Source organism: Marinomonas sp. PE14-40, assembly GCF_051623805.1.
GTDB lineage: Bacteria > Pseudomonadota > Gammaproteobacteria > Pseudomonadales > Marinomonadaceae > Marinomonas.
Genome location: NZ_CP130700.1, coordinates 2,465,007 through 2,478,930 on the forward strand (window position 1 = coordinate 2,465,007; position 13,924 = coordinate 2,478,930).

Annotated in this window: 12 protein-coding genes and 1 riboswitch; of the genes, 7 read left to right on the plus strand and 5 right to left on the minus strand. The window is 36.8% G+C overall.

All coding sequences use genetic code 11. From position 1 onward, the window contains the following. Positions 1-52: 52 nt before the first annotated feature. Positions 53-164, minus strand: a riboswitch (TPP riboswitch). Positions 165-255: 91 nt separating this feature from the next. After that, positions 256-936: an HAD family hydrolase gene (locus tag Q0A08_RS11385; protein WP_438467341.1), complete on the plus strand. Its 681-nt coding sequence runs from the start codon at positions 256-258 to the stop codon at positions 934-936. 156 nt (positions 937-1,092) lie between these two features. Here the strand turns inward: Q0A08_RS11385 and Q0A08_RS11390 are convergent, their stop codons facing one another. The 3 genes from Q0A08_RS11390 to hldE form a co-directional block, all read right to left on the minus strand. Continuing rightward, a complete protein-coding gene (locus Q0A08_RS11390; RefSeq protein ID WP_438467343.1) occupies positions 1,093-2,325 on the minus strand; it encodes a 3-deoxy-D-manno-octulosonic acid transferase in 1,233 nt (410 codons plus the stop codon). Positions 2,326-2,328: 3 nt separating this feature from the next. Beyond that, a complete protein-coding gene (msbA, locus tag Q0A08_RS11395; protein WP_438467345.1) occupies positions 2,329-4,113 on the minus strand; it encodes a lipid A export permease/ATP-binding protein MsbA in 1,785 nt (594 codons plus the stop codon). Positions 4,114-4,176: 63 nt separating this feature from the next. Further along, complete coding sequence (gene hldE, locus Q0A08_RS11400; protein ID WP_438467629.1) at positions 4,177-5,604, minus strand: bifunctional D-glycero-beta-D-manno-heptose-7-phosphate kinase/D-glycero-beta-D-manno-heptose 1-phosphate adenylyltransferase HldE; 1,428 nt, start codon at positions 5,602-5,604, stop codon at positions 4,177-4,179. A gap of 92 nt (positions 5,605-5,696) precedes the next feature. Here hldE and Q0A08_RS11405 point away from each other — a divergent pair, with 92 nt between their 5' ends. The 6 genes from Q0A08_RS11405 to Q0A08_RS11430 are packed head-to-tail and all read left to right on the plus strand — an operon-like array spanning position 5,697 to position 11,627. Further along, positions 5,697-6,875, plus strand: coding sequence for an AGE family epimerase/isomerase (locus Q0A08_RS11405; RefSeq protein ID WP_438467347.1), 1,179 nt, complete (start codon positions 5,697-5,699; stop codon positions 6,873-6,875). Between the two features lie 5 nt (positions 6,876-6,880). Beyond that, a complete protein-coding gene (gene rfaD / locus Q0A08_RS11410; protein ID WP_438467348.1) occupies positions 6,881-7,828 on the plus strand; it encodes an ADP-glyceromanno-heptose 6-epimerase in 948 nt (315 codons plus the stop codon). Further along, complete coding sequence (gene waaF, locus Q0A08_RS11415) at positions 7,821-8,831, plus strand: lipopolysaccharide heptosyltransferase II (RefSeq protein WP_438467350.1); 1,011 nt, start codon at positions 7,821-7,823, stop codon at positions 8,829-8,831. The genes rfaD and waaF overlap by 8 nt, the downstream gene beginning before the upstream one ends. 16 nt (positions 8,832-8,847) lie before the next feature. Continuing rightward, entirely contained in the window at positions 8,848-9,633 is a 786-nt protein-coding gene (locus tag Q0A08_RS11420) for a glycosyltransferase family 2 protein (protein WP_438467352.1), read from the plus strand. Then, entirely contained in the window at positions 9,596-10,621 is a 1,026-nt protein-coding gene (locus Q0A08_RS11425; protein WP_438467354.1) for a glycosyltransferase family 9 protein, read from the plus strand. Before Q0A08_RS11420 ends, Q0A08_RS11425 begins: the two co-directional genes overlap by 38 nt. After that, positions 10,593-11,627, plus strand: a complete 1,035-nt coding sequence (locus Q0A08_RS11430) for a glycosyltransferase family 4 protein (RefSeq protein ID WP_438467356.1) — start codon at positions 10,593-10,595, stop codon at positions 11,625-11,627. The genes Q0A08_RS11425 and Q0A08_RS11430 overlap by 29 nt, the downstream gene beginning before the upstream one ends. On the opposite strand, the gene Q0A08_RS11435 is transcribed toward Q0A08_RS11430, so the two are convergent. Both Q0A08_RS11435 and Q0A08_RS11440 read right to left on the minus strand, forming a co-directional pair. Beyond that, positions 11,617-12,561: a glycosyl transferase family 90 gene (locus Q0A08_RS11435; RefSeq protein WP_438467358.1), complete on the minus strand. Its 945-nt coding sequence runs from the start codon at positions 12,559-12,561 to the stop codon at positions 11,617-11,619. The genes Q0A08_RS11430 and Q0A08_RS11435 overlap by 11 nt on opposite strands. A 14-nt stretch (positions 12,562-12,575) precedes the next feature. Beyond that, complete coding sequence (locus Q0A08_RS11440) at positions 12,576-13,745, minus strand: nucleotide sugar dehydrogenase (protein ID WP_438467360.1); 1,170 nt, start codon at positions 13,743-13,745, stop codon at positions 12,576-12,578. Between the last annotated feature and the right edge of the window lie 179 nt (positions 13,746-13,924).

The window sequence follows — 13,924 nt, forward strand, 5'->3', positions numbered from 1 at the left end:
GAAGGCTCTCTACTATTAAACTTGGACCTATTAAATTAAGTCACAATAAGCGTTAAGTAGAGGATCTCAATCCCTACGCCAGCATAATCTGGATCAGGTTCATTGGGTTAGCTTTGCTTCTCAGCCCCACATCGAAAACGAATAGAGCACCCCATGAGATAAAAAATCGAAGCGGATTGTAACGATATTTTGAACTTAAGGCCAGTTTCCTGCTCTTAACCAAAACAAAAGGCATGCCATGTATGGCGTATAAAAATGAAAGGAAGAATCTTGTTAAACTCACACACGCAATCAACAAAACAAAGAGAATACCAAGCTTATTTATTTGATCTAGACGGTACCTTAGTTAACTCAGAACCATTAAAAGGCAAAGCGTTAGCATTAGCCTGTCAAGATTATGGCAGTAAAGCAGATCACCTTATCTATCAAGATGTCATGGGACAAGATTGGCCAAGTGTTACTCAACACTTTTTTAAGTCAGCAAAGATAAACCCTGATTTAGCTGAATTTAATCAATACTTTAGACAACACTACCGAAGACTATTAAAAGATCAACTTGACCTAAGCCCGAACATCAAACCCTACCTTAAACAGTTATCCCAGCTTGATTGTAAAGTCGCCGTGGTAAGTAGCGCTGCCAGTTGGATGATAGAACAAGTATTAACTCAACTGGAATTAGACAACTTTTTTGACCTTATCATCAGCCAAGAAGATGTTAGTCGACACAAGCCCCATCCCGAAGCTTATCTTGTCGCACTAAAAAAGCTCAATATTGAAGCAAAAGACGCCTTAGTATTTGAAGATTCTTTTGCAGGCCTTAGCGCAGCAAATGAAGCAGGTTGTGATGTTATTGGTATTAGACATGAATTTAATATCAAGAATGATATGAGCATAGCTAAAATCTGCTTATCAGATTTTAAAGCGTTATTAGATTAGAAGACTTGGAATTTATTTTCATCGCAAGAGACAGAGTAGCCACACTATCGCGCAATTATCTCTTTCTCTATATAGGAAACCACTTAGTAAACTAAGGTGTGACAAATGATATAAAACTGAAAGGCATTGAAACCTGCTACAGTGAAGCAAACTACATCAAGAGCTAATTGAGTCCAATACTCTCTCAACAGCCCCTTGATTACTCAATGCATACTCATAGGCTGCAGCGCCCGTTTCTATGACGAGTGTTTTATCTTTTGCAAAAGCAAGCAATAGACTACCTACCAACTCACTATTTTTGCAACGTAACCCGCCACCAGATAAAACCAAACTTTCAGTAATGTCTTTAAAATTAAAAGTGTGCTCGCCAACCAATACAGGCTTAGATAGGAGAGCTGGCTCGATTGGGTTATGACCACCTCGCTCAATTAAGCTCCCTCCCACAAACGCGAGATCAGATGCTTGGAAATAGTGCATCATCTCTCCCATGCTATCACCTACTAACACATCGAGTTTACACCACTCTTCCATGGGGGTTTCAGAGCGAAGCCCTACATTTTCAAACTTAGCAGAAGCTTGCTGATAGACCTGCTCAAACTTTTTAGGGTGTCTAGGCACAATAATAAGCACAGCACTTGGGTGTTGTGCTTTTAGTACAAGATGCTCTTCCAATAATGGAATATCCTCACCTTCATGGGTGCTGGCTGCGATCCAAACAAACTCATTTTTAACAAAGTATTGTTGCCAATTATCTTGAATAACCTGAGGATTAACCTTTAAATCAAACTTAATATTGCCTGTTACTAACACCTGCTTCGCACCCAAATCTGCAAAGCGTTTTGCATCAGCATCAGCATGGGCATAAATACGATCCGGCAAGGACATTAATCTTTTAGAGAATCCTGCAAATTTAGCGTATTTTTTAAATGACCTCTCACTTAACCTTGCGTTAACAATATAAATCGCCATTCCCTTTTTTTTCACTTGAACAAGCAAGTTTGGCCATAGCTCAGTTTCAATAATTAAAAGCCTAGGACACTCAACCCCTTTCAAAAATCGCTTAACAGAATGATGCCAGTCCACGGGTATATACCTATGAATAACAGCCTCACCAAAGCTACCTGAAACTTGCTCAGCTCCTGTCGGCGTCATTGTGGTAATCAAAATTTTTGCATTCGGGTTCCTAGTGCGCCAAGACTTAACCAGAGGCCTAGCAGCAAGCACTTCACCAACAGACGCACAGTGAATCCAAATATCAGCCTTTACAGGTGTTTGGTTAAAGCCTAAAGCTTTAATTACTGAATAATCAGAATAACCTCGACCTAATTTAAATAGTCTTAGCAATATAAAGGGACTAATCAAACCCATTAAAATTCGATAAATCAGCATTCCTTACTCTTTCTCTTCATTAAACTGCTGACCATGAAGCTTGGCGTAAGCCCCCTCTTTGGCAAGTAGCTCTTTGTGAGTACCTTGTTCAACAATTTGCCCTTGATCAATCACAGCAATAATATCAGCTTTTTCTATTGTTGAAAGCCGATGAGCAATCGCAATAGTGGTTCTATTTTTCATCAAGGAATTAAGTGCTTGTTGAATGGCTCTTTCAGATTCTGAATCTAACGCTGAGGTGGCTTCATCCAAAATTAAAATGGATGCATCTTTCAAAATAGCTCTAGCAATCGCAATGCGCTGTCTCTGTCCACCAGAGAAAAGTGTACCGTCTTCGCCTACTTGGGTATCTAGTCCATACTCTAACTTCTCGATAAAGTCCCAAGCATTAGCCGCTTTTGCGGCCGCAATAATCTCTTCATCAGAGGCATTAGCTAAATGGCCATACGCAATATTTTCACGAACAGAACCATTAAAAAGCACTATTTTCTGATTCACTAAAGCTACATTACGACGTAGGTCATCTAAGGAGTAATCTTTAACATTAAGTCCATCAACTAACAGTTCACCTTCATTAATATCATAAAATCTAGGCACCAAGTTGGCTACCGTAGACTTACCGCCACCAGAACGACCCACTAGAGCTAAGGTTTTACCTGCCGGAAGAATCAAATTAATGTTAGTTAAAATAGTCTTCTCAGTATTAGGGTAGACAAAATCAACCTGTTTAAACTCAAGCTCTCCTTTAAGCGTCCCTACCTTAGTTTTGCCTGTATCTTTTTCACTTTCTTCATCTAAAAACTCAAAGATACTTTGCGCTGCTGCTAAACCTTTTTGCAAGATTGAATTAATCTCTGTCAGTTGTCGCAGTGGCTTACTTAACATACCAGCAGCACCGATAAAGGCCACAAAGTGACCAGCAGTCATGTTTTCACTGATTTCAGGAGCCAATGCTAGCCACACTATCATTGCCAAAGCGATCGCCACAATAAACTGTACGATAGGCACGTTTAATGATTTAGTAAGTTCCATTTTAAGTTGTGAACGGCGATTATGTAACGCAGCATGATAAAAACGCTTATTTTCATAGGCTTTGCCGCCAAAAATCTTTACCACTTCTTGGCCTTTAATCGCTTCTGAAGCAACATCTGTAATCCCCCCCATAGCACTTTGAATACGCTTACTCAGTTTACGAAAACGCTTAGATGCGTAGGCAACAATCGCGGCAATAAAAGGAATAATCAAAATAAAAAAGAGAGATAAACGCCAATTGGTATATAACATAAAACCAAACAAACCAATAACAGTGAGCCCTTCTCGCAAAATAACCCTTATAGCTTGTGTGACCGAACCTATGACTTGCTCGGTATTAAAGGTCAGTTTTGATAAAATCCGACCACTTGATTCACCATGGAAATAACTAGATGGAAGCTCACTAAGTTTATTAAACATATCAACCCTAAGATCAAAAACTAACTTAGTGCCAACAATTGCCATAAAATAGCTACCAAAAAAAGTTCCTATCCCACGTATAATAAAGATTCCCAAAATAAACAAAGGAATAAATATTCTATCGTCAGTCAAGTTTGATCTCGCACCTTCAGCTTCTGAGCCGCCTAGGGTATCTACTATTAACTGTAGTAAATAAGCCAGTGTGGGCTCCATTGCCCCATATAACAAATACCCAAAAAAACTTAATACAAAGTAAGGCCATGAGCTTTTTGTATAATTAAGCAAACGTAAGTAAATACTCACATCTGATACAGTTTTATTAACTTGCTTTTCCAATGAAATTCTTCCGTTACATATTGCGAGAGAGCACTTAAGCTAGCCCTTGGACTAGCCTAGATACTATAGGTTCGCTTTTTCAATGATTGAGGTGGTTGAATAACCATCAACAAAGGTCAATACCTTTACTTCCCCGCCTTGGCTAAGAATATGGTCAGCCCCAACAATGGTTTCAATACTATAATCTCCACCTTTTACTAGAACATCTGGCGATAGGGCTTCAATAATTTCCTTTGGTGTATCTTCATCAAAGCTTGTCACCCAATCGATCGCTCCAACCCCTTCTAATACAGCCATTCTATGCACTAAAGGATTAATAGGACGTTTGTCCCCTTTTAAACGCTTCACAGACGCATCTGTATTAACCGCAACAATAAGTCTGTCGCCCAAGGCTTTTGCTTGTTTCATGTAGGTCACATGGCCTGGGTGGAGGATGTCAAAACAACCGTTAGTGAAAACAATTTTTTCACCATTCATTTGAGCAAGTTGAATTTGCTCTAACAATTCAGAGGGTGAGAGTACACCAAAATTTGTAGTACGGGTTCTAGCAAACATAATGGCATCAAGCTGCTTTGATGTAATAGAGGCTGTGCCTAGCTTACTAATGACATAAGCAGCCGCCTGGTTCGCATATTCAACCGCATCCGTTAAACGCTTACTTGTCACAAAGACTGCCGTTAAGACAGAGACAACAGTATCGCCAGCACCCGTCACATCAAATACTTCTTTTGCGGCCGTTGCCAAAGAAAACGCAGGTTGCCCTTCTTCGAATAACACCAAACCATCTTCACCACGAGTAACTAATAAAGCTTTCCAGCCATATTTCTGCCTTAGGGCTTCACCACGCTCTAATACCTCATCGTTTGACTCACAGGCACCAACAATGATCTCAAACTCTAATAAATTAGGCTTTACTAAGGTTGCGCCTTGGTAAATTGAAAAATCTTTGCCTTTAGGATCAACAAAAGAAGGGACGTTAGCGTGATTAGCAATACGAATAAGCTCTGGTACGCCCGCTAATGTGCCTTTAGCATAATCTGAAAAAATAACCGCATCTTTATTTATTATTTGCTCTTTCACCACATCAGCTAAAGCTTGTTGCAATTTTTCGGCAGCAAAACTCTCTTCAAAATCCATACGAATCAATTGCTGGTGACGGCTCATTAAACGTAGCTTGGTAATCGTTGGTGCACTTGCGGTACGGACGAAATGACAATTCACTCCCGCACTATTCAAGCAATCCTCTAACGCATCTGCGTTTTCATCATCTCCAACGATACCAATTAAGGTTACTGTCATACCCAATTGAGCAAGACCTAGCGCAACATTCGCCGCACCACCTGGTCTATCTTCATTTTGCGACACCTTAACAACCTGCACAGGTGCCTCAGGAGAGATTCGAGAAGTGCCACCATGCCAGTATCTATCTAGCATGACATCACCAACAACTAGAATATGTTTATCTTGAAAATTTAAATATGAAGAGTCCATGGCGTAATAATAATCGATTTTTTGGGACGTCCATCTTATCATATGAAACTCCCAAGTTGGATATCGTCACAAAGATAAGGTTTTATTCCATCATGACACTCACAATTTCAGAATGTAAGCGAGATTTCCTTACGCCTTGTCGTTCATATTTATATGAAAACTTACTGACAAAATGGTCTCTAAACGGGATTAATCAAGCTGATGGCAAGAGTGCTGAATGTCTTGATCAAGACTGGCAAATTAAGCCCATGGGACGCATTCGTTTGCTTAGCCAATGTCGGCAGCTTTATACATTTTCTCATGCTTATTTAGAAACAAAAGACCCAAAGTGGCTTACTCTGCTTGAGCCTTTATTTAAGTTTATCGTTAACCATTATTTATTTACTGAAAATAATATTGAACGCTGGCGCTTTTCTCTAGATGACAACCTTGAGCCACTTGATAATACTAGTGATGCCTATGCTTTAGCTTTTGTACTGCTTTCTTTCAGCTTTTATTTTAATGCAACAAAAGATAAAACAGCTTTAGATTTAATGAAAAAAACCGACGGTTTTCTCGTTCAACACATGAGCGCTGATAATGGTGGATTTTACGAAAGCTACCCTATTGATAAAACTCAGCAAAGACGTCAAAACCCTCATATGCATTTGTTAGAGGGTTATATTGCTGCGTTTAATGCAACACAGGAAACCTGCTACAAAACACAAATAATATCTCTGTTAGAGTTAGCTGAAACACATTTTTATGATAAAAAAAGCAGAAGTTTATTAGAGTTTTTTGAATTAGATTGGCAAGCAGATAAAAGCGACGGTCAGATTACTGAGCCTGGGCATCATTTTGAGTGGGTTTGGCTATTACACCAAGCCTATAAAGTACACCCTAAAGATACCTACCTTAGTATGGCAACCAATCTATGGGAGAAAGCCTGCAAATATGGTTTTGATCCAAGAGGTGGTATTTATAATCAAATTGCGGCAGATACAGGCAAACCTCTAGACACATCAAAACGCATTTGGCCTATCACAGAGTTTTTAAAAGCGGCCTGCGTGCAAATTGAGTCAAATCAAGAGCAAGCACAAACAATTCATACTGGGTTGAACTTTACCTTTAACCATTATCTAAAAGTGGATGGTCGTTGGAACGAATACCTAGATGCTGAAAACAGTCCAATCGACGCTAATTTATCAGGAACAACCAGTTATCATATTTTTCTAGGGCTTACCGAAGTGATAAACTGGATGCAAAGAAACCCCATAAAGGGAATAGGATAAAGAATATGTATATAGTAACAGGCGGCGCCGGTTTTATCGGCAGCAACATTATCAAAGCCCTCAATGACCGTGGCATTAGCGATATTCTTCTGGTAGATGATCTTACTGACGGCAAAAAATGCATTAACTTAGCAGATCTAAACATTGCTGATTACATGGATATGTATGACTTCTTAGACGCCTTAAAAAACAAAACTCTGTCTATAAAAGTCGATGCTATTTTCCATGAAGGTGCTTGTTCAGCAACCACTGAGTGGAATGGTAAATATGTTATGGATGTTAACTATCAATACTCAAAGGCTGTTCTAGATTATTGCCTTGAGCATAAAGTTCCATTTTCTTACGCTTCTTCTGCTTCTGTTTATGGTGCAGGCCCTATTTTTAAAGAAGAAAGAAGCCATGAAAAGCCATTAAACATGTATGCTTTTTCTAAGTTTCAGTTTGATCAATATATTCGCAACATTTTACCAAATGCAGAATCTCAAATTGTTGGATTCAGATACTTCAATGTTTACGGTCCAAGAGAGCAACATAAAGATAGTATGGCAAGCGTCGCTTTCCACCTTCGCAATCAAGTGCTTGCAGGTGAGAATCCGAAACTTTTCGGCGCTTACGATGGTTATGAAGCGGGCGGACAAAGCCGTGACTTCATCTATGTTGAAGATTTGGTAACAACTAAACTATGGTTCCTAGATAACCCGCAAGCATCAGGTATTTACAATCTCGGAACAGGCCAAGCAGAGCCTTTTAAAACCATAGCGACAACTGTTATTTCTCACTATGAAAAAGGTGAAATTGAATATATAGATTTCCCAGACCACCTAAAAGGTGCGTATCAAAGCTTCACTCAAGCAGATATTAGTAAGTTAAGAGAAGCAGGCTATCAAGGTGACTTTAGGGATCTGGCAACAGGTGTAAAAGATTATATGACATGGCTAGATGCTAATGGCTAAATTTTTAATAGTCGGCCCTTCATGGGTCGGCGACATGGTTATGGCGAATAGCCTTTTTCGCCAAATCAGACAAAATCATCCTGATGCCATTATTGATGTGATAGGTCCAGCTTGGTCTGCACCTATCTTGGCACGTATGCCAGATGTACGAAACGCAATCACCTTGCCCACTGGCCATGGCGAATGGGGAATCAGTACACGAAAAAAACTAGGCCATTCTTTACGTAGTGAAAAATACGATCAAGCCATCGTTCTTCCTAGGTCTTGGAAGTCTGCTTTAGTTCCCTTTTTTGCTAACATTCCCAAAAGAGTTGGCTTTCATGGAGAGCAAAGATACTTCCTTTTAAATGAAAGAAGAAAGCTTGATAAAACTAGCTTAGATCAAACAGTAAAACGCTTTACATCTCTAGGATTGGAGAAGCTTGAAGCATACCCCCCTACTTCTGAAAACATGCCCAACCCAAAGCTTGAAGTTGACAAAGTAAACCAAGGCAAGCTATTTGATAGTCTTAGATTACATCCAAATAGACCTGCTACCTGCCTCATGGCTGGTGCAGAATTTGGTCCATCAAAGCAATGGCCTATTTCTCACTTTCATGACACAGCCAAACACTTTATAGAAGAAGGCTACCAAGTTTGGGTTCTGGGTGGCCCTAAAGACAAGGAAGAAGGCAACGCAATTATCGAAGGATTAGGAGAGTTTGCTTTCAACTTGTGTGGTGAAACCAAACTTGTTGATGCAATCGATTTACTGGCTAAAGCAGAGTTCGCCATTAGCAATGACTCTGGATTAATGCATGTGGCCGCCGCTGTTGGCACTTATGTCCATGGTATTTATGGCTCCACCAGTGAACGTTATACACCACCATTGACAATTAAAAAGACCATTCACAATTTACACTTAGAATGCTCTCCCTGCTTTAAGCGTCAATGCCCTTTAGGGCATACAGACTGTCAAAATAAGCTAACACCCGATTTAATCATTAAGACCATAAACCCTTGATAGTGATTCTAAAATTATGAAGATATCTGGAAACATCATTACCTTAAATGAAGAAGCCAATATTACAGACTGTATTAATAGTCTTAAACAAGTCTGTGATGAAATCATTGTGGTTGACTCTGGTAGTAAAGATAAAACTATTGAGATTGCACAATCTTTAGGAGCAAAGGTCATTCATCAAGTTTATTTAGGGGATGGTTTTCAAAAAAATATCGCACTAAAAGAAGTGCAATATAATTGGGTATTAAGCCTAGATGCGGACGAAAGATTGACAGAAGAAATGATTAAAGACATTCGCTCTATTGACCTTGAAAGCACTAAATTTGATGCTTTCTCTTTTCGCCGTAAAAACATGATCGGCTCTCGTTGGATCAAACATTGTGGTTGGTATCCAGATAATTGCACACGTCTTTACAACCATAAAAAAACAAAATTTAAAGAGGTAAAACAGCACTCAAGTGTTCCCGCTAATTCACTGAAAACCTTTAACTCAGATATCATTCATTTTTCATTTAAGAACATTGGCGAACTCTTTGCTAAACCAGGTAGAAATTTTAGCGGTCGGGCCGCAAAAATCATGTTTGCTAAAGGCAAAAAAGCCAATTCTTTCTCCCCCTTCTTGCATGGATTAAATGCCTTCATACGTAAATATATTTTTCAAAAAGGTTTTTTAGGAGGAGTAGATGGAATGACGATTGCTTTAAGTTCTGCAATAAATAGTTACTTGAAATATGCTAAACTATTAGAGTTTCAAAGAGATAAAAGTGTTACAGAACAAAATGAGTTTAAAAATATTTGGTAGTTTAAGTATGAAAAATATCTTTTTGAGAAATAGATGTAATTTTGGTGCACAAATCACATGTCTACCTTTTTTATTCACATTAAAAAATCAAAAAAAATATAACGAAATCAGAATAGTTTATAAAGAAGACTTAGATTTTTTTTATAAACAATTTAGTTGGATAGATCATAAAGTTAAATCGACTTCGATCTTGACGGATTTACAATATATTAGGAAAAATGAACACTGCATTTCACTTCGACCAAATAGTTTTGGGCTAAGGTTTTCATTTTTTCTCAAAAGAGCCTATCCTAAAGATGCTATTGTCAAGACTAAAAGTGCTAAAACTTCTAATCTACTGAATAACCATGTGAATTTTTGTGATGAAAAATACAGAGCAGTTCACTATCTTGAACTTTATGATAAATTTTTATCAAAAGATGAAATATCAAAAAGCTTAAAGGCTCCATTTCTATATGAGTCTAGGCGGTCTCAATTAAATGTTAATAAAAACCACATTAATATTTTTGTTATGGTTGGGGGAGGTGCAGGCGATTTTAAAAAATGGGGAGTTAATAACTTTATTAGAGTTTGCATAAACTTAGAAAAATTACTTGATGTAAAGATTGGTATTCACGCCCTTATTGGGCCTGATGAGAAAGAAGAAAAAAAAATACTTTTAAAGGCTAAAAAATCAAACCATAGAATTCAAATATATGAAAACATAAATATTTCTGATATTTCAAAACTGTCAATCTTATGTGACTTAACTATTGCTAATGATTGCGGTCCCAGCCATGTTGCACAATGTGTGCAAAATGGTTTTTTAGGTATATTTGATAAAGTGAAAAAAGAATGGTTTTATAAAAACTCACTTTCTGTTTGCATCACACCACCGAATGGAAATATTTCAGAAGTAACGACTCTTAGCGTTACAAAGTCAGCTTTAGCAATTATAAAATTAAAAAGAGAGAACGATATTGAAAATATTACATATAAATTTAGCTAAAGGCTTTCGTGGAGGAGAAAGACAGACAGAGATTCTAATTAAAACTCTTGCGAACAAACCTGATATAAAACAGTCATTAGCATGTAGAAAAGACTCGCCGTTAAGACATCACTTAGCAAAAGTTATAAACTTAGACTTTGTAGATGCAGATAATCAAATTCTCGGGCATTTTAGTGCTACTAAATTTGATATTATGCATGCTCATGATGCAAAAGCAGTTCATTGGGCATACTTACATAAGCTTCTTACAAATACTCCTTACATCATTACTCGAAGAGTTGATCAGGATATTAAGAAGAAATGGTTTAATAAAAAGAGTTATTCAAACGCTGCTAGTATCGTAGCTATATCAAGTTTAATAAAAACTCTCATACAACAAAGAAAATGGAATACAAATATCCAGCTCATTCCTAGTGTAATGGCAGACTTTAAAGTGAATAAAAGCATAACTAATAGTTTTAAATCAGAATTTAATGGAAAAATACTTATTGGCAACGCTGGCGCACTTGTAGATAAGCATAAAGGACAAAGGTTATTAATTGAAACGGCAAGAAACTTAAAAAAGTCCCACCCACACTTTCAATTTATTATTTTTGGTCGAGGGGAAGATGAGGCCATATTAAAAAAAGAGTCTCATGAATTAGATAATATAACCTGGGCAGGTTTTAAAGAAAATATTGCAGATCACATTGCTGCTCTTGATATTTTTGCTTTTCCTTCAAGAAATGAAGGGTTAGGCTCAACTCTTTTAGATGTTATGAACGCTGGCGTACCAATAATTGCAGCAGATGTTGGAGGTATTCCGGACATAGTCATTCATAAGAAGACAGGGCTTCTATTTGAAGTGAATAATGCAAAAGCATTAGAGGAATCTTTATTGGAACTTATAAAAACGCCAGAAAAACAAAAAGAATATATATTAAATGCCAAGAGCCAATTAAAAAAATACTCTCCAAATGCAATGACTAACTCATACCTAAAACTATATAAGCAGTTTATTTTTTAAGCTGCTGTGACTGAATAAAGTATTTTTCAGCAACAAGCAATCCAATTATCTCTTCCATATTTTCATCTAAAAATTGTTTTGTATAAGTTTGAGCATTCTTAATTATTTCTAGTGCTTTATCTGGATTTTTATTATAAAAAGAAATTTTCTCTTCTAGATCACTAAAATCATCTTTAAGTTCAACATAATGAAAACCAGCTTTTAATCGCCCCTCCATAAACCAAGTCTCATATCTTGGCTTACACATAAAACAAAGAGAATTTGAAGACATTATCCATTTCAAATTTGTTGCAACGTCTTTACCTTCAACACTAATTATATACTTATATTTAAGCTGCTCTTCTTTTGATAAAAAACCTTTAAAGCTTGCTTCAAAGGCTTTTTTTTCATCACAATGTCCTATATTACAAAGCCTATTAGTGTGAAATTTTTCAACTAAGAGAACTCTATGCTCCTGATGAATATGTCCCCGCCAAACAGCTAACTCATTTTTATTCTCAAATTCAATTTTATCCTCAACAAATTGATAGTGCCTTATTGAATTGAGTTTTAATAAAATAGAGTTTTGGTTCTTATTCGATATTGGTCTGCTCTTCAAAAAACTTGGAGTATCAGGGACATAAATGATGTCACCAAATAAGAAATCAAATTTTAATTTTTTTGAAAACCTACGAACAATTTTTTTTGTATCAGCATAATATGCAAAGCTTTTCATTTTTCTAAAATTAGCTATTTTTACAGCATTCTCAGAAACAAGAAAATTTGATTGATCTTTGCAGTAGTAATTCACTCTATCCACAACATAATCATTTTTTTTTAAATCTAGAAAGTCAGAAGTGTGAAACTTTTCAACGGGTAAATTTATTTTTACTGTTTCACTTAGGTAATAATAAATTTTTTTAATTCTTTGCTTAACATAAGCTATATCTTTCATAAAAATTCTTATTTTTAGCTATCCACACCAAATAGGTCTCGCGTATAAACTTTGTCATCAACATCTGAAATATCATCTGTTACACGATTTGCAACAATGACATCACTCATATTTTTAAAAGCATCTAAATCATTTACAACCATAGAATTAAAAAAACTTTCTTCATTAAGAGCTGGCTCGTAAATAACCACCTCAACCCCTTTCGCTTTAATACGTTTCATTACTCCTTGAATAGCTGATGCCCTAAAGTTATCTGAGTCAACCTTCATTACAAGTCGATAAATTCCAACAATTTTAGGCTGGCGTTTTAAAATAGCATCAGCAACAAAGTCTTTTCTTGTACTATTAGCATCTACAATCGCACCAATAATGTTATTAGGCACCTGTTTATAATTAGCAAGTAGTTGCTTAGTGTCTTTCGGCAAACAGTAACCACCATAACCAAAAGAAGGGTTGTTATAGTGGGAACCAATTCTGGGATCTAAGCTAACACCATCGATAATCTGCTTTGAGTCCAACTTATGTGCTTCTGCATAGCTATCAAGTTCATTAAAAAAAGCAACTCGCATAGCTAAATAAGTATTGGCAAATAACTTAATTGCTTCTGCTTCTGTCGAGTCTGTTGTCAAGATATCAATAGTCTCTTTAGTTGCGCCTTCAGCTAAAAGATTTGCAAATATCTGAGCCCGATCTGACTTTTCTCCAACAATGATACGAGAAGGATAAAGATTGTCGTGAAGAGCCTTTCCTTCCCTTAAAAACTCAGGAGAAAAAATAATATTTTGCGAATTAAACTTCTCTTTCATAGAGGCGGTAAAACCAACAGGAACAGTAGATTTAATCACCATACAAGCATAGGGATTGATTGCTAGAACATCTTGAATGACAGATTCAACGTGAGAGGTATTAAAATAATTCGTTTCAGGGTCATAATCCGTTGGCGTCGCAATGATAATGAAATCGGCATTTTCATAGGCCTGATGTTTATCAAGTGTTGCCTTAAAGTTAAGAGCTTCTTCTTGTAAAAATCGCTCTATATCTTGATCAGAAATAGGTGATAACTTGTTATTTAACATCTCAACTTTTTCAGGAATAATATCAAGCGCTACTACTTCATTATGTTGTGCAAGTAAAAGCGCATTTGAAATACCAACATACCCTGTGCCCGCTACAGCTATTTTCATTTAACCACCTTTCACATACTTAAACGCAATGCACCTAAGCTAAATTTATTTATAAGTAGATTATAAGCATTCTATTCAGCTCATTCTATCTAATTCTTAACCATAAGCACCTTTGATCTAAATAAATAAAATAAACATGTTTGCAAAAAAACACGAGCCAAATTGTTAACTTAGGAGTA

Bases quoted from the DNA above. Each gene is read 5' to 3' on its own strand.
- Q0A08_RS11385 (WP_438467341.1), top strand. From the start codon at position 256: ATGAAAGGAAGAATCTTGTTAAACTCACACACGCAATCAACAAAACAA.
- Q0A08_RS11390 (WP_438467343.1), bottom strand. From the start codon at position 2,325: ATGCTGATTTATCGAATTTTAATGGGTTTGATTAGTCCCTTTATATTG.
- hldE (WP_438467629.1), bottom strand. From the start codon at position 5,604: ATGGACTCTTCATATTTAAATTTTCAAGATAAACATATTCTAGTTGTT.
- Q0A08_RS11405 (WP_438467347.1), top strand. From the start codon at position 5,697: ATGACACTCACAATTTCAGAATGTAAGCGAGATTTCCTTACGCCTTGT.
- rfaD (WP_438467348.1), top strand. From the start codon at position 6,881: ATGTATATAGTAACAGGCGGCGCCGGTTTTATCGGCAGCAACATTATC.
- waaF (WP_438467350.1), top strand. From the start codon at position 7,821: ATGGCTAAATTTTTAATAGTCGGCCCTTCATGGGTCGGCGACATGGTT.
- Q0A08_RS11420 (WP_438467352.1), top strand. From the start codon at position 8,848: ATGAAGATATCTGGAAACATCATTACCTTAAATGAAGAAGCCAATATT.
- Q0A08_RS11435 (WP_438467358.1), bottom strand. From the start codon at position 12,561: ATGAAAGATATAGCTTATGTTAAGCAAAGAATTAAAAAAATTTATTAT.
- Q0A08_RS11440 (WP_438467360.1), bottom strand. From the start codon at position 13,745: ATGAAAATAGCTGTAGCGGGCACAGGGTATGTTGGTATTTCAAATGCG.